This window comes from Vreelandella massiliensis (assembly GCF_900155385.1).
Classification (GTDB): Bacteria; Pseudomonadota; Gammaproteobacteria; order Pseudomonadales; family Halomonadaceae; genus Vreelandella; species Vreelandella massiliensis.
The window spans coordinates 1,245,756-1,262,610 of sequence record NZ_LT699745.1 but is presented as its reverse complement, the minus strand read 5'-3'; the positions used below and the strand labels follow the sequence as shown (position 1 = coordinate 1,262,610).

13 protein-coding genes are annotated in these 16,855 nt (G+C 62.5%); 12 read left to right on the top strand and 1 reads right to left on the bottom strand.

Features of this window, described 5'->3' with window-relative positions:
- The first annotated feature begins 16 nt into the window (after nucleotides 1-16).
- From BQ9846_RS10550 to BQ9846_RS10495, 12 genes are all read left to right on the top strand, one after another.
- Nucleotides 17-1,537: a leucyl aminopeptidase gene (locus BQ9846_RS10550; RefSeq protein ID WP_075880923.1), complete on the top strand. Its 1,521-nt coding sequence runs from the start codon at nucleotides 17-19 to the stop codon at nucleotides 1,535-1,537.
- Nucleotides 1,538-1,711: 174 nt separating this feature from the next.
- A complete protein-coding gene (locus BQ9846_RS10545) occupies nucleotides 1,712-2,854 on the top strand; it encodes a branched-chain amino acid aminotransferase (protein WP_083651555.1) in 1,143 nt (380 codons plus the stop codon).
- 21 nt (nucleotides 2,855-2,875) lie between these two features.
- Complete coding sequence (locus BQ9846_RS10540; protein ID WP_075880922.1) at nucleotides 2,876-3,307, top strand: DNA polymerase III subunit chi; 432 nt, start codon at nucleotides 2,876-2,878, stop codon at nucleotides 3,305-3,307.
- A 7-nt stretch (nucleotides 3,308-3,314) separates the two neighbouring features.
- On the top strand, nucleotides 3,315-4,499 hold the full coding sequence (locus BQ9846_RS10535) for an MFS transporter (RefSeq protein WP_075880921.1): 1,185 nt from the start codon (nucleotides 3,315-3,317) through the stop codon (nucleotides 4,497-4,499).
- A gap of 100 nt (nucleotides 4,500-4,599) precedes the next feature.
- A complete protein-coding gene (locus BQ9846_RS10530) occupies nucleotides 4,600-7,446 on the top strand; it encodes a valine--tRNA ligase (RefSeq protein WP_075880920.1) in 2,847 nt (948 codons plus the stop codon).
- A 188-nt stretch (nucleotides 7,447-7,634) separates the two neighbouring features.
- A complete protein-coding gene (locus BQ9846_RS10525) occupies nucleotides 7,635-8,684 on the top strand; it encodes a phosphotransferase family protein (protein ID WP_075880919.1) in 1,050 nt (349 codons plus the stop codon).
- Between the two features lie 57 nt (nucleotides 8,685-8,741).
- Nucleotides 8,742-9,974: an ABC transporter substrate-binding protein gene (locus BQ9846_RS10520; RefSeq protein ID WP_075880918.1), complete on the top strand. Its 1,233-nt coding sequence runs from the start codon at nucleotides 8,742-8,744 to the stop codon at nucleotides 9,972-9,974.
- A 3-nt stretch (nucleotides 9,975-9,977) separates the two neighbouring features.
- Nucleotides 9,978-11,657: an ABC transporter permease gene (locus BQ9846_RS10515; protein ID WP_075880917.1), complete on the top strand. Its 1,680-nt coding sequence runs from the start codon at nucleotides 9,978-9,980 to the stop codon at nucleotides 11,655-11,657.
- Between the two features lie 24 nt (nucleotides 11,658-11,681).
- Nucleotides 11,682-12,395: a TIGR04283 family arsenosugar biosynthesis glycosyltransferase gene (locus BQ9846_RS10510; RefSeq protein ID WP_075880916.1), complete on the top strand. Its 714-nt coding sequence runs from the start codon at nucleotides 11,682-11,684 to the stop codon at nucleotides 12,393-12,395.
- Nucleotides 12,385-13,020 carry a TIGR04282 family arsenosugar biosynthesis glycosyltransferase gene (locus BQ9846_RS10505; protein ID WP_075880915.1) on the top strand — a complete coding sequence of 212 codons (636 nt, stop codon included), beginning with the start codon at nucleotides 12,385-12,387 and terminating at the stop codon, nucleotides 13,018-13,020. The genes BQ9846_RS10510 and BQ9846_RS10505 overlap by 11 nt, the downstream gene beginning before the upstream one ends.
- Nucleotides 13,021-13,088: 68 nt before the next feature.
- Nucleotides 13,089-15,245 carry an FAD-dependent oxidoreductase gene (locus tag BQ9846_RS10500; RefSeq protein ID WP_075880914.1) on the top strand — a complete coding sequence of 719 codons (2,157 nt, stop codon included), beginning with the start codon at nucleotides 13,089-13,091 and terminating at the stop codon, nucleotides 15,243-15,245.
- On the top strand, nucleotides 15,242-16,375 hold the full coding sequence (locus tag BQ9846_RS10495; RefSeq protein ID WP_075880913.1) for an FAD-dependent oxidoreductase: 1,134 nt from the start codon (nucleotides 15,242-15,244) through the stop codon (nucleotides 16,373-16,375). The genes BQ9846_RS10500 and BQ9846_RS10495 overlap by 4 nt, the downstream gene beginning before the upstream one ends.
- 12 nt (nucleotides 16,376-16,387) lie before the next feature.
- On the opposite strand, the gene BQ9846_RS10490 is transcribed toward BQ9846_RS10495, so the two are convergent.
- Nucleotides 16,388-16,840 (bottom strand): META domain-containing protein, encoded by a 453-nt coding sequence (locus BQ9846_RS10490; RefSeq protein WP_075880912.1) that lies wholly within the window; start codon nucleotides 16,838-16,840, stop codon nucleotides 16,388-16,390.
- Between the last annotated feature and the right edge of the window lie 15 nt (nucleotides 16,841-16,855).

The following is a 16,855-nucleotide window of genomic DNA, read 5'->3' as shown; positions in this document are numbered from 1 at the left end:
TCTTGTTGGAGACGTCATGGAATTTTCCGTTCAGACCGCCAATCCGGCCAAAGCCGAAACCGCGTGTCTTGTCGTACCCGTGTTTAAAGATAGCGAACTCTTGCCCGCCGTGGCGAAGCTCGATGACGCCAGCGAGCGGCTGATCGATCAACTCCTAGAGCGTGGCGACTTCGATGCTACGCTCGGCAACGTGCAGATGATCCCCTTCGCGCCGGGTCTGGGTACCGAGCGCCTGCTGCTGGTGGGCTTAGGCGAGCGCGAGAAGTGCCAAGAGGCCGCTTTCCTAAAGGCACTCGACGCCGCTTTCACCGCCTTGGTGAAACTGCCCCTTGATGACGCCAGCATCGCCTTTACCGATGTGCCCGTGGAAGAGCGCGACAGCGCCTGGAAAGCGCGCAAAACGCTGGAAGCCGCTGAGCGCGCGGTTTATCGCTTTGACCAGTTTAAATCCAAGCCCGCCCCCAAGCCCGCGTTAAAAACCGTGGCGCTTTTGCTGAGTGACGCCGACGAAGCGGCTGCCGTCAAAGAGGGCGCGCGCGTGGGCGCGGCCATTGGTGAAGGCATTAACTTCACCCGCACCCTGGGCAATCTGCCCGGTAACGTCTGCACGCCGCGCTATTTAGCCCAGCAAGCCGAGAAGCTCGCCTCCGATTCAAAAGGCGCGCTGAGTGCCGATATTCTCGACGAAGACGCCTTGGAAGCCCTTGGCGCCGGCTCGCTGCTCTCCGTGGGTCGTGGCAGCCGTGAGCCCACCCGCTTGATCGTGATGAAATACCAAGGCGCCGACGACGCTGATGAAGCACCCCACGTCTTGGTGGGTAAAGGCATCACCTTTGATACCGGCGGTATTTCGCTCAAACCCGGCGAAGGCATGGACGAAATGAAGTTCGACATGGGCGGCGCCGCCAGCGTTTTCGGCACCGTCAAAGCCGTGTTGGGTATCAAGCCGAAGCTTAATCTGGTGTTCATCGTTGCCGCGGCGGAAAACATGCCCGATGGCGCCGCCACCAAGCCGGGCGATATCATTAAAACCCTCAAAGGGCTCACCGTTGAAGTGCTCAACACCGATGCCGAAGGCCGCTTGGTGCTGTGCGATGCCCTCACCTACGCGGAGCGTTTCAAACCGGCAAGCGTGGTCGATATTGCCACCCTGACCGGCGCCTGCATTATTGGCCTGGGCCACCACGCGACGGGGCTCTTATCCAATGACGATGATTTAGCGCTGGACCTGCTTGAGGCCGGCGACACCGCTTGGGATCGCGCCTGGCACCTGCCGCTATGGGACGAGTACCAGGAACAGCTCGACTCCAACTTTGCCGATTTGGCCAATATCGGTGGTCGACCGGCGGGCACGATCACCGCAGCGTGCTTTTTGTCACGCTTTGCTGACCACTTCCCCTGGGCACACTTGGATATCGCCGGCACCGCTTGGCACTCAGGCAAACAGAAAGGCGCCACCGGTCGCCCCGTCGGGCTTCTCACCCAGTATCTGCTCGACCGTGAAAGCGATGCTCAGGTAGATAAAAACGACAGCTAAGCGCTGAACGGTTGCCTTTCGGCGCGGCAACCGTTACACATTGCGTCATAGCAATTTTTTTGCGTTATTCGCGCACCTGGCAACGCGCCGGGTGCGCTGCCCTATTCACTTGAATTAAGACCACCATGTTGAGCGTCCTTAAGTGCTTGCGTGGCGGTCGCTGTGGAGAGAACCGTGCCCACTGATCGTTTTACTACTTTGCCGTCCAACCAGTCGACGTCTGACGAGATCCGCGACAATATCCTCAAAAGCCCGGGCTTCGGTACTCACTTTACCGACCACATGGCCCATGTGCGCTGGACCAACGACGCTGGCTGGCACGGCCATGAAGTGCGCCCCTACGGCCCACTAACCCTTGACCCCGCGGCTTCAGTGCTGCACTACGGCCAGGAAATTTTTGAAGGTATTAAAGCCTACCGTCACGCCGATGGCTCGATCTGGACCTTCCGCCCAGAGAAAAACGCCGAGCGTTTCCGCCGTAGCGCCCGCCGCTTGGCCTTGCCGGAACTCTCCGACGAGGACTTTATCGGCTCGCTTAAAGCCCTGCTTGCGCAGGACCAAGCCTGGGTGCCCACCCCCAAGGATGCCTCCGACGAGTGCAGCCTCTACTTGCGTCCGTTCATGATCGCCTCCGAGGCCTTCCTCGGCGTGCGCCCCGCGCATGAAGTCGATTACTACGTCATCGCCTCCCCGGCGGCGGCCTATTTCAAAGGCGGCATCGACCCGGTGTCGATCTGGCTCTCCAGCCACTACAAACGCGCTGCCCCCGGCGGTACCGGCTTTGCCAAGTGCGGCGGTAACTACGCGGCCTCGCTCGCGGCGCAAAAAGAGGCGAGCGCCAACGGCTGCAGCCAGGTGGCCTTTTTGGACGCGGCGGAGAACAAGTGGATCGAAGAGCTCGGCGGCATGAACCTGTTCTTCGTTTACCAGGACGGCCGCGTGGTCACCCCGCGCCTGACCGACACCATCCTCGAAGGTGTTACGCGTAACTCCGTGCTCACGCTGGCCAAAGATGAAGGCCTAACGCCCGAAGAGCGCCCCATCAGCATTGACGAATGGCGCGATGGCGCGGCCTCCGGTGAGATTACCGAAGTCTTCGCCTGTGGCACGGCGGCGGTCATCACCCCGGTAGGCGAGCTTGTCAGCGAAAACGAGCGCATTCGTCTCACGGCAGGCAGCGACAATAAGGTCGCCAAACGGCTACGTACCAAGCTGCTGGATTTGCAGTACGGCCGCAGCGAGGACAAATATGGCTGGCTGCCCCAGCTGGTTTACCCCCAAGGCCTGCCCGCCGCTAACCGTTTCATCGGGTGTTAGCGGCGGGCGCGGGGGCCGTTAATTGCGCGCATCGGTTTTTTTATTCTTCCCGACACCACCCTCGACGCCCGCCTCGCCTTCGCCTGCAAGTTGGCCGAGACGATCTGGCGCAAAGGGTACCGCCTTCACCTGCACTGCGAAGACCAAGCCCTGGCCGAACAGGCCGATGAAGCCTTATGGACCTTTCGCCCCGACGCCTATATTCCCCATGCGCTGGAAACCAGCGATATGGCGGCGCAAGTCCCGGTGACGCTGGGCTGGAACGCCCTACCCAGCCCCACACGCGAGACGGCGCTGCTGAACCTCCACCCAGACATCCCCGACGGCTTCGACGACTACGCCCGCGTAGCGGAAATCATCAACCAGCACCAAGCGGTCCTAGTCGCCAAGCGTGCCTGCTGGCAGCGCTATAAAACCCTCAGCCACGAAGTGGTGCCGCATAAGCTCGGCTAACGCTCCTATGATCTCATTGCTCACGCGCCACCCCCTTGTCACCATCGTGATTGCTCAGCTTTTTGGCACCTCGCTATGGTTTAGCGTCAACGGCGTAGGGCTTGCCCTGCATGAAGCGGTGGGCTTAAGCGAAAGCGACTTGGGGCTTTTAACCATCGCCGTTCAGGCGGGGTTTATTACCGGTACGCTGACCATCGCTACCACCGGGCTTGCCGACCGGGTGCGGGCAAGCACGCTGTTTGCCGCCTCTGCGGTGGTAGGGGCGATGATCAACGCCGCTTTTATTTTGGCGGTGGAGAGCGTGAGCATAGGGGTACTGCTGCGCTTTCTGACCGGGCTATGTCTGGCCGGCATCTACCCGCTGGGCATGAAGCTGGTGGTGAGCTGGACCCCCACTCACGCGGGCGCTGCGCTAGGGTGGCTCGTGGGGATGCTGACGCTTGGCACCGCCTCGCCGCACCTGCTTCGCGGTGTCACGCTCTCGCTTCCCTGGCAGTGGCCGCTGCTGCTGGCGTCTTGCTTGGCGCTATGCGCCGCCGCCATGATCTTTCGCCTCGGCGTGGGTCCTCACCTCCCCGCCACCGCCAAGGGTGGCCGCCCCTGGGCCGGGCTTCTTGCCTTTCAACAGCGCGGATTTCGCTCGGCGGCACTGGGCTACTTCGGCCACTGCTGGGAGCTTTACGCCTTCTGGACGCTGACGCCGTTTCTGGTTGCCCGCGAGCTTGCCCGCTTGGGAGCCGCTCCCGGGAGTATCGCGTGGCTGAGCTTCGCGGTGATTGCGGTGGGCATGCCGGGGTGCGTGCTCGCCGGGCGCGCATCCCGCCGCTACGGGAGTGCCCGCGTGGCGTTTATAGCGCTTACGTGCTCCGGGGCGCTGTGCCTGCTCTACCCCCTGATCGGCGGCGCACCGCCGCTTCTGTTGCTGGCGCTGCTGCTGGTGTGGGGCTTTAGCGTGATCGCGGATTCCGCACAGTTCTCGGCGCTGGCGTCGGCGACCGCCCCCAGCGCGCGTTTAGGCTCAGCGCTTGCCATGATGAACGCCATCGGCTTTGCCCTCACTATCCCCGCCATTGCCTTGGTGACCTCGCTCTGGGCCACCCAGGGTCTTAGCGTGCTCTGGTGGCTGCTACCCGGGCCGGTGTTGGGGCTTACCGCGATGCGTGGCGTGTGGATACCCGCGGGCAGGACCTGACGCCCTCCCCCTTCGCGCGCTATACTTGGCGCCCATTTCGCATCCTGATCAATGTATTCGCACCCTCGCGACGCGGGGCGTCTCTGCTGTGAGTGACTCCATGGAAAAGACCTACCAACCCGAACAGATCGAAACCCGCTGGTACGCGCGCTGGGAGGCCGATAACCGCTTCGCCCCCTCCGGCCACGGGCAACCGTTTTCGATGATGATTCCGCCGCCCAACGTCACCGGCAGCCTGCACATGGGGCACGCGTTCCAAGACACCATCATGGACACGCTGACACGCTACAAGCGCATGCAGGGCCGCAACACGCTCTGGCAAGTCGGCACCGACCACGCCGGTATCGCCACGCAGATGCTGGTGGAGCGCAAGGTCGCGGCGGAAGAGGGCAAAACCCGTCACGACCTGGGCCGCGAGGCGTTCATCGATAAAGTCTGGGAGTGGAAGGAGGAGTCCGGCGGTCATATCACCCGTCAGCTACGCCGCATGGGCGCGAGCGTGGACTGGAGCCGCGAGCGCTTCACCATGGACGATGGCTTTTACAAGGCGGTGCAGGAGGTCTTTGTCCGCCTGTACGACGAGGGGCTGATCTATCGCGGCAAGCGCCTGGTCAACTGGGATCCCACGCTGCACACGGCGATCTCCGATCTCGAAGTGGAAAACAAAGAGCAGCAGGGCAGCTTCTGGCACTTCCGCTACCCGCTGGCCGAGGGTGCCACCACCGCTGATGGCAAGGATTACCTGGTCGTCGCCACCACCCGCCCGGAAACCCTGCTCGGCGATACCGGCGTGGCGGTGAACCCCGCAGACGAGCGCTACGCCTCGCTGGTGGGCAAGTTTATTGAGCTGCCGCTGGTCGGCCGGCGCATCCCCATCGTCGCCGACGAGCACGCCGACATGGAGAAAGGTTCCGGCTGCGTGAAGATCACCCCGGCGCACGACTTCAACGACTACGAAGTGGGCAAACGCCACGACCACCTGCTGATCAACGTCTTCTCCCAGGATGCCACCATCCTTGAGCGCGCGGAGATCTTTAACCTCAAAGGCCAGCCGCAGCCCCAAGAAGATGCGACGCTACCGGGCAAATACGCTGGCCTCGACCGCTTTGCCGCGCGTAGCCTCATTGTCGAGGACATGGAAGCTCTCGGCCTCTTGGCACAAGTCGAGAGCGTCAACAACACCCTGCCCTACGGTGACCGCTCTGGCGATGTGATCGAGCCGCTTTTAACCGATCAGTGGTTCGTCGCGGTGGAGACACTCGCTAAACCCGCCATTGAAGCGGTCGAGAACGGCGACATCCAGTTCGTGCCTAAGAACTACGAAAACATGTACTTCGCCTGGATGCGCGACCTGCAGGATTGGTGTATCTCCCGCCAGCTGTGGTGGGGCCACCGCATCCCGGCGTGGTACGACGCCAAAGGCAACGTCTATGTGGCGCGTAGCGCCGAAGAAGCCCGCGAGAAAAACGGCTTGGGCGCGGACGTTGAACTGACCCAGGACGACGACGTGCTCGACACCTGGTTCAGCTCGGGGCTTTGGACGTTTGGAACGCTGGGCTGGCCGGAACAGACGCCCGAGCTTGAGACCTTCCACCCCTCCAGCGTGCTGGTGACGGGCTTTGACATCATCTTCTTCTGGGTCGCCCGGATGATCATGTTGACGCTCAAGTTTACCGGTGAGGTGCCCTTCAAGCAGGTCTACGTTCACGGCCTCGTGCGCGACCGCGACGGCAACAAAATGTCCAAGTCCAAGGGCAACGTGCTCGACCCCATCGACCTGATCGATGGCATCGAGCTCGACACCCTGATCGAAAAGCGCACCGGCAACATGATGCAGCCGCAAAAAGCCAAGGCGATTGCCAAGGCGACCCGCGACGAGTTCAAGGACGGCATCGAGCCCCACGGCACCGACGCGCTGCGCTTTACCTTTCTCTCGCAGGCCACCACCGGGCGCGATATCAAGTTCGACATGAACCGCCTCGACGGCTACCGCAACTTCTGCAACAAGCTGTGGAACGCCTCGCGCTACGTGCTGATGAACGCCGAAGGCGAGGACTGCGGACAGGATGGCGGCGAGGTCACGCTTTCGCTCGCCGACCGCTGGATCATCTCGCAGCTACAGAAGACCGCAAACCAAGTCACCAAGGCGCTGGAGGAGTACCGCTTCGACCACGCTTCTCAGGCGCTTTATGAGTTCGTGTGGAACGAATACTGCGACTGGTACCTGGAACTCTCCAAGCCGGTTTTATGGGATGAAAATGCCACGGCCGAATCGAAAAGAGGCACCCGGCGCACCCTGGTGCGCGTGCTGGAAGCCATTCTGCGCCTGGCTCACCCGATGATGCCGTTTATCTCCGAGGAGATCTGGCAGCGCATCGCCCCGCTGGCCGGCACCCACGCAGGCGGCAATGACTCGATCATGGTGCAACCATGGCCCGAGGCAGAAGAAAGCAAAATCGACGAACAGGCCACCCGCGATATCGAGTGGCTCAAAGGCGTGATCATCGCCGTGCGTAACATCCGCGCCGAGATGAACATCGCCCCGGGCAAGCCGCTGGACGTGCTGCTGACCAAGGGCCAGCCGGAGGACGCCGAGCGCCTGGAGAAAAACCGCCTGTTCCTCGCCAAACTGGCCAAACTGGAAAGCGTGAGCTGGCTTGAAACCCCCGACGACGCCCCACTATCGGCCACGCAGCTGGTGGGCGACATGGAAGTGCTGGTACCCATGGCGGACTTGATCGACAAGGACGCCGAGCTTAAACGACTCAACAAAGAGATCGACAAGCAGGACAAGCTGATCGGCGGCATCGAGAAGAAGCTCGGCAACGAAGGCTTTATCGCCAAAGCCCCAGAAGCCGTGGTGGAAAAAGAGCGTGGCAAACTCGCCGAGTTCCAATCAGCCAAACAGTTGCTGGAAGAGCAGAAAGCGAAGATTGAGGCGTTGTAAGGCCAATCACGTGTCGTTACCAAAACGCCCGCCTATGCGGGCGTTTTGCGTTATCCACTGCATTAACGCACGCCTTCCCTTTTTTTGTACAAAGCGTGTAAGGTTTGATGCACCGCTATCACTTAACGATAGCCACTGAATAATAGCCATTGACCGGCACCGCTTTTGCGCAAGAATAAGGATTCTCCATGCCGACACCTGCCGAGCAACGTATAACGGCGCTTGAGGGCGAACTTAAGCGTGCGGGCATTACCTACCGCACGCTGTCACCGATGGCTGACACCGGGCTTGCCCACGACCACGTCTGGATGCATCGCGACGGCGACGACTGGGTGGCACGACTGCCCAAACAGAGCCAGATGGGTTTGCCGCCAACGGAAAACCTCGCCTACGAGGCCGCCTGCTATGAGCGCGCAAGCGCAGGTGGGCACGCGCCGCGCCTGCATGGCCTATTGCCCGTAAGCGATACGCTGCCACGGGGCGGTTTACTCGTGGATGCCATTGAGGGCCAGCTGGCAAGCTTGCCACAGGACTTGGCCCGTATCGCCGAAACGCTGGCAAGCCTGCACGCCCTGCCGCGGCCGGATTCGCCAGCGCCGCTTTTAGCGCCGAAAAACCCGTGGCAGGCGATGCGCGAGGAGGTAGCCCGCCAAGGCGAGTGGCTGGAGAAAGCCGACTTAAGCGCCGATGTGGTTGCCCGCATTCGCGGCGAACTCGATGCCCTGCCCGCCGTACTGCCGGATGCCGAGCCGTGCCTGATCAGCTTCGACACGCATCCCGGCAACTTTTTAGTCGATGGCCGCGGTCGTGCCGTGCTGGTGGATTTGGAAAAGTGCCGTTACGGCCTGCCGGGCATTGATCTCGCCCACACCTCGCTCTATACCTCCACCACCTGGGACGTAAACACCCAGGCGGTACTATCGCTTGAAGAGGTCGCCGCCTTTTATCGCCACTGGCAAGACCGTATGGGCGAGGCCCCCAGCACCCAGACGCTAATTGCCTGTCGCCGAGCGACGTGGCTCTGGTCGCTCACCTGGTGCGCCAAGTGGCGCGCACAGCATCTGCAGGCACAAGATGCCGAACGCCGCGGCGAGGATTGGTCGGCGGAGCTCACCGACCCTGATACGATCGCCCACGTCCGCGACCGGGTGGAGCACTATCTGTCGCCGGGCGTTATCGACCACGTGCAGCGCGAGTTATCCGAGCTTCACCATGCGCTTTCTCCTCATTTTGCTTAAAACCAGTTGTTTAAACCAAGTGGCTTAAACACGAGTTGCTTAACACGAGGCCCGACCATGCCCTATCCACGCCCCACCCTTTACCGCCTGAAGGCACTTGCCTTCGCCACCCTGGCGCTATCGTTTTCGACAGCGACCTTGGCTGCCCCCAACCCTGACGATTGGGAGTCCGTCTTAGAAGATGCCCAAGGGCAAACGGTCTACTGGAACGCCTGGGGCGGCGATACGCGCACCAACCGCTATATCGACTGGGTCGCCAACGAGATGCAGCGCCGCCACGGCGTTGAGGTGCGCCACGTTAAGCTCGACGACACCGGCAACGCCGTTTCAAGGGTGCTGGCCGAGAAGCAGGCGGGCAATGACGACGAGGGCAGCGTGGACCTTATCTGGATCAACGGCGAGAACTTTGCCGCCATGCGCGAGCGCGACCTGCTGTTCGGCCCCTTCGCCGAATCACTGCCCAATTTCGCTCTCACTTACCCCGATGACAACCCGGAAGTGGTCACCGACTTCACGCTGCCCACCGAAGGCTATGAGTCGCCCTGGGGCAAGGCGCAGATTACCTTCTACTACGATAGCGCCCACGTCCAAAACCCGCCGCGCAGCATCGACGCGCTTCTCGACTGGGCCGAGGAGAACCCGGGAGAGTTCACCTACCCGCGCATTCCCGACTTCACCGGCAGCACCTTTCTCAAGCAAGCGTTGATTGAGCTTAGCGAGCAAGACGACGCGCTCTATCAACCGGTTTCGGAAAGCGACTTCGGCGCCGTCACCGCACCGCTTTGGGACTATTTGGATACGCTGCATCCGCACCTGTGGCGCAGCGGTCGCAGCTTCCCCGACTCCGGCCCCGCCCTGCGCACGCTAATGAGCGATGGCGAACTGAGCCTGGCGTTCTCCTTTTATCCCTCGGAAGCGGCCGTGGCGGTGCAGGAGTATCAGCTGCCCGAGAGTGTGCGCAGCTACGTGTTTGAAGGCGGCACGCTTGGCAATGTCCACTTTGTGGCGATTCCGTACAACTCGCCGCATAAAGCGGGCGCGATGACGCTGGCCAACTTCCTGCTCTCGCCCGAGGCGCAAGCGCAGAAGCAGTCGCTGGAGATGTGGGGAGATCGGACCGTTTTAGACGTCAACCGCTTGGACGAAAAGGACAAGGCACGCTTTGAACAAGGCGATGCGCACCCCGCCGAACTGCCCGCGGATGCGCTTTCGCAAACGCTACCCGAGCCCCACCCCAGTTGGATGACCGCGCTGCAGGAGGCTTGGCGTGAGCGTTACGGAACCCAGTAATCCGTGCTGAGGCTCGCCCCTTGGCTGTTGATCGCGGTATTGGTGGTACCGGTAGGGGCCGGGGTGGCGACGTTGGTTATGCCGGCGTTTGGCGTACATCCTGGGTTGGGCGCCGTCCGTTTCACCCTCGCCCCCTGGCAAGCGCTGCTGGCTTGGCCAGGAGTCGGCCAATCGGCGTTGCTCAGCCTCTCAGCGGGGCTTGTTGCACCGCTGATTGCCCTCACCGTTGTCGTTCTTTTCTTGGCAGCGAACCAAGGCACCCGGCTCGATCGTGCCCTGCACCGGCTGGTCTCGCCTTTGCTGGCGATCCCTCATGCGGCGGTCGCGTTTGGATTGGCCTTTTTGATCGCCCCGTCGGGCCTCTTGGCGCGGATTATCTCGCCGGGCCTCTCCGGCTGGGAGCGCCCACCCGACTGGCTGATCGTCAACGACCCCTGGGGGTTGTCACTGATTGCCGGTTTAGTGCTCAAAGAAGTGCCGTTTTTGCTACTGATGAGCCTTGCCGTGCTCCCGCAACTGTCGCCCGAGCGGCGTATCGAGCTTGCCCGCTCACTAGGCTACACACCCACTTTGGCATGGCTAAAGACGGTGCTCCCGGCGCTCTACCCGCTGATTCGTCTCCCGGTGTATGCGGTGATCGCCTACTCAAGCTCGGTGGTGGACATGGCCCTTATTCTCGGCCCGACGCGCCCGCCCACCCTGAGCGTGGCCGTGCTTTCCTGGTTTAACGACCCCGATCTTTCGCGCCGGCTCATGGCCTCGGCGGGGGCGCTATTGCAACTGGGGGTCACCTTGAGCGCGCTTATGCTTTGGTGGCTGGGTGAACAAGGGGTGAAGCGCTTCGGCAAGCGCTGGATACTCAACGGCCAGCGCACCCAAGGCAGCCGTGTAGGGGCGGTGGTTGGGCGCGCGGGCTTGTCATTCACAACCCTCACCGCGCTGTTGGCCCTGGCGGGGCTCGCGCTTTTCTCCGTCGCCGGCTTTTGGCGCTTTCCCGATGCGCTACCCGCCGGCTTCACACTCGATCACTGGCAGCGCGCGTTTGACAGTCTCGCGCTGCCGCTTGCCAATACGCTGGTAATCGGCGTTGCCGCTACCCTGATTGCGCTAGTGCTGGTGGTGGCGTGCCTTGAAAACGAGGTGCAGCGCCAACGTCACCCCAAACACGCCCTCTGGCTGTTGTATCTGCCGCTGCTGGTGCCACAGGTCGCTTTTCTGTTTGGCGTGGTGGTCGCCGCCGAAAGCTTAGGCTTTCGCCCGCAGCGCACCCTGGTCGTCGCGGCGCACCTGCTGTTTGTCGTGCCCTACCTCTACCTTTCACTGGCGGAAGCCTACCGGCGTCTTGATCCTCACTGGATGCAGGTGGCGCACGCACTGGGGGCGTCTAAGTGGCGCGCGTTCTGGCAAGTGCGCGTACCGCTTTTATTGGCACCGCTACTTACGGCATGCGCCGTGGGCCTGGCGGTCAGTATCAGCCAGTACCTTCCCACGCTGCTGCTTGGCGCCGGGCGCGTTCCGACGGTCACCACCGAGGCGGTGGCGTTGGCAAGCGGGGGCAATCGCCGCCTGATCGGGGTATGGGCGCTACTTCAGGCCCTGCTGCCGTTTATCGGCTTCGCCTTGGCCCTGCTCATCCCTAGGCTTTTCTGGGCAAGACGCCACGTACGGCGTGGTGTCTTATGAGAGATACCTTATGAGAGGTGCCTTATGAACAGAAACCACGCTGCCACAAGACATCCGGCTGTACCGCTCAGTATCATCATGCCCGTGCTCAACGAGGCTGGCGCCTTGCCGGCCCACCTCGCGGCCCTGCAGCCCCTGCGCGCGCAGGGGGTGGAAGTGGTCGTGGTGGATGGCGAAAGCCAAGACGACACTCTAGCGCTTGCCAAACCGTTGGCGGATCGCGTGCTGACAAGCCTGCCTGGTCGCGCGCGGCAGATGAACCTGGGTGCCGCGCATGCCCGCGCAGATGCGCTACTCTTTCTTCACGCCGATACCCGCTTGCCGCCCGAGGCGCTTTCGCTGATCACGCAGGCACTCGCGACGCGGCCCTGGGGGAGGTTTGATATTCGCCTGGAGGGCCATAGCCCCTGGCTGCCGGTGATCAGCACGATGATCAACCTGCGCTCGCGCCTTACCGGCATCGCCACCGGCGATCAGGCGCTCTTCATGCGCCGCGACACCTTCGAGGCGGTGAGCGGCTACCCCGAGCAGCCGTTGATGGAGGACATCGACATCACGCGTCGACTCAAACGCTTAAGCCGCCCTGCCTGCCTACGCGCCAAGGTGGTGAGTTCCGGCAGACGCTGGGACAAACACGGCGCCTGGCGCACGATCGTATTAATGTGGCGGCTGCGCTACCGCTACTGGCGCGGCGTTGACGCCGAAGCGCTCGCCAAGGCGTATCGCCATGTGCGCTGAGCCTTTGCTGACCTGCCCGCCTGTCGCGCTGCATCTGCTCGCCAAGGCGCCGCTACCCGGTCACGCTAAAACCCGCTTGATACCGCGTCTAGGCAAGCTCGGCGCGGCCGATGCCCATGCCGAGTTGGTGCGCGCCTGCGTGGCGACGGCCTGCCGCGCCTTTCCACCCCACCAGGTAACGCTCTGGACCGCACTGGAACACGAGCACCCGCTCTTTATTGCGCTCCATCAGCAGTATGGCATCGCATTAAAACCTCAACCGGAAGGTGACCTTGGCGCGCGGATGCGTCACGCCCTAAGCGCCACGCCCGGCCCTGCGATGGTGGTCGGCAGCGACTGTCCCAGCATCACACCCGCATTACTGCACCTTTGCGCCGCGCAGTTAGCCGACCATCAGGTAGTGATGCTTCCCGCCGAGGATGGTGGTTATGGGCTCATCGGCACCCAAGAGGACACCCCCACGCTCTTTCGCGACATGCCGTGGGGCAGTGAACACGTGCTCGCCGAGACCCGCGCCCGCCTCACCGCGTGCGGGTTAACCGCGGCGTACCCCGCCACCGTTTGGGACGTTGACCGCCCCGAGGATTGGCAGCGCTGGCAGCGGCTTCGCCGCCTGCAAACGTAAGGAATTGACGCCACAGCGCACTGACCCTGAACGATACTGACATACCACCGCCAACACTGGAGCCTGACGTGAACCGACAACGCCTTTTATTGATTGCCTTTTTGGTCACCGTGGTGGCGCTGTTTTATCTCAGCGGGGCGCCGGCGTACTTGACCCTTGAGACGCTGCAAGCGTATCGCGGCGATTTTCAAGCGCTGTTTCAGCAGTCGCCCTGGCAAGTCGCGGGGGCGTTCTTTGCTATTTACGTGGTCGTCACGGCGCTGTCGCTGCCGGGCGCCACCTTGATGACGCTGCTGGGCGGGGCGCTGTTTGGCCTTGGCTGGGGGCTTTTGATCATTTCCTTCGCCAGCACGATCGGCGCCACACTGGCGTTTTTGATCTCACGGTTTCTGTTTCGCAAGCCGATCGAAAAGCGCTTCCCGCGCCAGTTCGAGCGTATCAATCGCGGGGTTGAGCGCGACGGCGCTCTCTACCTTTTCACCCTGCGCCTGGTGCCGATTTTCCCGTTTTTCATCATTAACCTGGTCATGGGGCTCACACGGATAAAAACCGTGACCTACTACTGGGTGAGCCAAGTGGCGATGCTTCCCGGCACGGTGATTTACGTCAATGCGGGGGGCCAGCTGGGGGAGTTGGAAAGCTTAAGCGGCATTCTCTCGCCTTCGCTGCTCGCCTCCTTTGCGCTGCTGGCCGTGTTTCCCTGGATCGCGCGGCGCATCGCCCTGCTGGTGCAAAAGCGCAAGATGTATCAAGCCTTCACGCGCCCGAGCACCTTTGATTACGATATTCTGGTCATCGGCGGTGGCTCGGCCGGCCTGGTCACCAGCTATATCGCCAGCGCGGTTAACGCCAAGGTCGCGCTGGTCGAGAAGCACAAAATGGGCGGCGACTGCTTGAACACCGGCTGTGTGCCATCGAAAGCGCTAATTCGCGCGGCCCGCGCAGCGCATGAAATTCGCACGGCAGAGCGCTTTGGTGTCTCGGCAAGCGAACCCAGCATCGATTTTGCCCAGGTCATGCGCCACGTCCATCAAGCGATCGCCGACATCGAGCCCCACGATAGCGTCGAGCGCTACAGCAACCTGGGTGTGGCGGTGTATCAAGCGCAGGCCACGCTCACTTCACCGTGGGAGGTGCGCGTGGGCGATCAAACCCTGAGCGCCCGGCATATCGTCATCGCCACCGGCGCCCGGCCGCGCATCCCCTCGCTCCCTGGGATTGAGGGCGCGCCGGTGCTCACCTCGGAAACTCTCTGGTCGCTCACCGAGCAGCCCAAGCGCTTGGTGGTGCTCGGCGGCGGCGCGATTGGCTGCGAACTCAGCCAAAGCTTTGCTCGGCTGGGCACGGCGGTCACCCTGGTGGAGGGCACGCCCCGCCTCATGGGCCGTGAAGACGATGATGTCGGCGACCACGTCGAAGCGACGCTCGCCCGCGACGGGGTGACGGTGATGACGCATACCCAAGCGCTAGAGATCACCCAGAGCGAGACGGGGTATCAACTTGCCGTGGAGCACAATGGCGAGCACACCCACCTGCCCTTTGACCAGCTGCTAGTGAGTGTTGGCCGCCAAGCCAACGTCGAAGGGCTGGGACTGGAAGAGCTCGGGGTCACCACGAGCGAGGCGGGCACGCTGGAACTGAATACGCGCCTGCAAACGCGCTTGCCCAATATCTGGGCCTGTGGCGATGTGGCAGGCCCTTATCAGCTCACTCACGCCGGTGCCCACCAAGCCTGGCACGCCGCGGTGAATGCGCTGTTTGGCGAGCTGAAAAGCTTCGCCGTGGATTACCGCTTCATGCCCGCGGTGACCTACACCCAGCCCGAGGTCGCGCGCGTGGGGTTGAACGAAAAAGAGGCCAAGGCCCAAGAGATTGATTATGAACTCACCCATTACGCCATGGGCGAGAGCGACCGCGCCATTGCCGAGGGCGCGACGGAGGGCTTTATCAAAGTGCTCACCGTGCCAGGGCGCGACAAGATACTCGGTGCCACCATCGTCGCGGAGAACGCGGGAGAGTGGCTGGGCGAGTTCACCCTCGCCATGAAGCACGGCCTCGGGCTGAATAAGCTGCTCGGCACCATCCACCCCTACCCCACTCTCGGCGAAGCCGCCAAGGCCACGGCCGGCGTGTGGAAGAATGCGCACAAACCCGAGCGCGTGCTGGCCCTGCTCAAGCGCTACTTCGCCTGGCGGCGGGGTGAAGGCAAAAAGGAGGCCCAATGACGCGGTTGCTGCTGATCGGCGCCGGGCACGCCCACGCCTTCGTGCTTGAAGCCTTGGCGAAAAATCCAGCGCCTAGCATTGAAGCCACCGTGGTCAGCGATAGCCGCTATGCGGCGTACTCGGGTAGCGTCCCCGCCTGGCTTGCCGGCGAGTGTTCGCTACGCGAGACGCAAATCGATATCCAAGCGCTGTGCCAACGCGCGGGGGCACGCTTGATCATCTCGCCCGCCACGGGGTTAAGCGTAGAGAAGCGCGAGGTAACGCTTAAAAGCGGCGAGCGGGTCGGGTTTGACGTGGCCTCACTCAATATCGGCTCCACCCTCGCGCTGCCCGAGCAAACAAGTGACAACACACCCTATCTGCTCGCCATGCGCCCACTAAGCACGCTTCATCAACGCTGGCAAGCCCTACAAGATAGCGTGGCACGCCTTCCCAACGGGGGAGAGCAGCGCGTGGTCAGCGTCGGCGGCGGCGCCGCTGGCTGCGAAACCCTAATGAGCGTATTGGCGCAGCTACGCCAAAAGCGACCCGATATCACCTGGCGGGGGGAGCTGTTAAGCGCCGCCGATGCGCTTCTGCCCGAGGCGGGGTGGCTGCCGCGAGGACTTCTCCAGCGCGCGCTACGCCGTGCGAACATCACGGTGCATCACCGCGTTCGCGGGCGGGCGCTGTCCGCGGGTGGCGTGCTGGATACGGCGGGCCGGTGCTATCCGGCGGATATCGTGCTGTGGGCGACGGGGGCGGTAGGCCACCCTTGGCTGGTCGATACCGCCCTACCGCTTGATGCCAATGGGTTTATCCAAGTGACAAAGACCCTTGAGGTGCAGGGCATACCCGGGCTTTTTGCCGCCGGCGACTGCGCAGCGTTTGAGCCGCCGTTACCCAATGCCGGGGTTTACGCCGTGCGCATGGGCCCGCTACTGGCTGATAATCTGCGCGCGGCATGCCGAGGCGAGTCACTTGCCAAGTGGCAGCCGCCCAAACGGGTACTTGCACTAATCGGCACCGGGGATGGGCGCGCCATTGCAAGTCGCGGCGCCTTGGGGTTTTCCGGGAAATGGGTGTGGCGATGGAAAAAGCGGATCGATGCGCGCTTTATCGCCCGCTTTAACCCGCCTTTTAGCGATTAACGACACGCTGTATCAGTTGGCCCGGCGCCAACCGCCGAGTACGCGGCTATCCGGGCCGAAGAACACCAAACGGTCATGATCAATCAAATAGCGGTAAGCGTTTTCGAGCATAGCGGTGACGCGTTCCGTGCTTTCGCTATCCGGGCACGCCATGCGGGTGGTGGCAATGTCGCTGATCGCGATGCGCTGGTTGTCGCCCAGTTCGGCGCGCGCGGTAAAGCGGTTGCAGCCATCGTGGCCGCTCACGCGCCCGTCCTCGCTGATACGAAAAAAGGGCGTTTCGGGTAAAGAGAGGCGCTCATTGGTGCCCACCAGCAGCAAATTCCAGCGCGTCTCCACCACCGGCCCTGAGAGCGACGCATCACGCGCGGCACTATCCAGGGGCGCCTGCTTAGGAGTGCTGCCACAGGCACCCAGCAGTAACGCCAAGGCGGCTATCGCAAGCCACCTTGGGGCTGTTCGCATTGTCAACAACGCTGT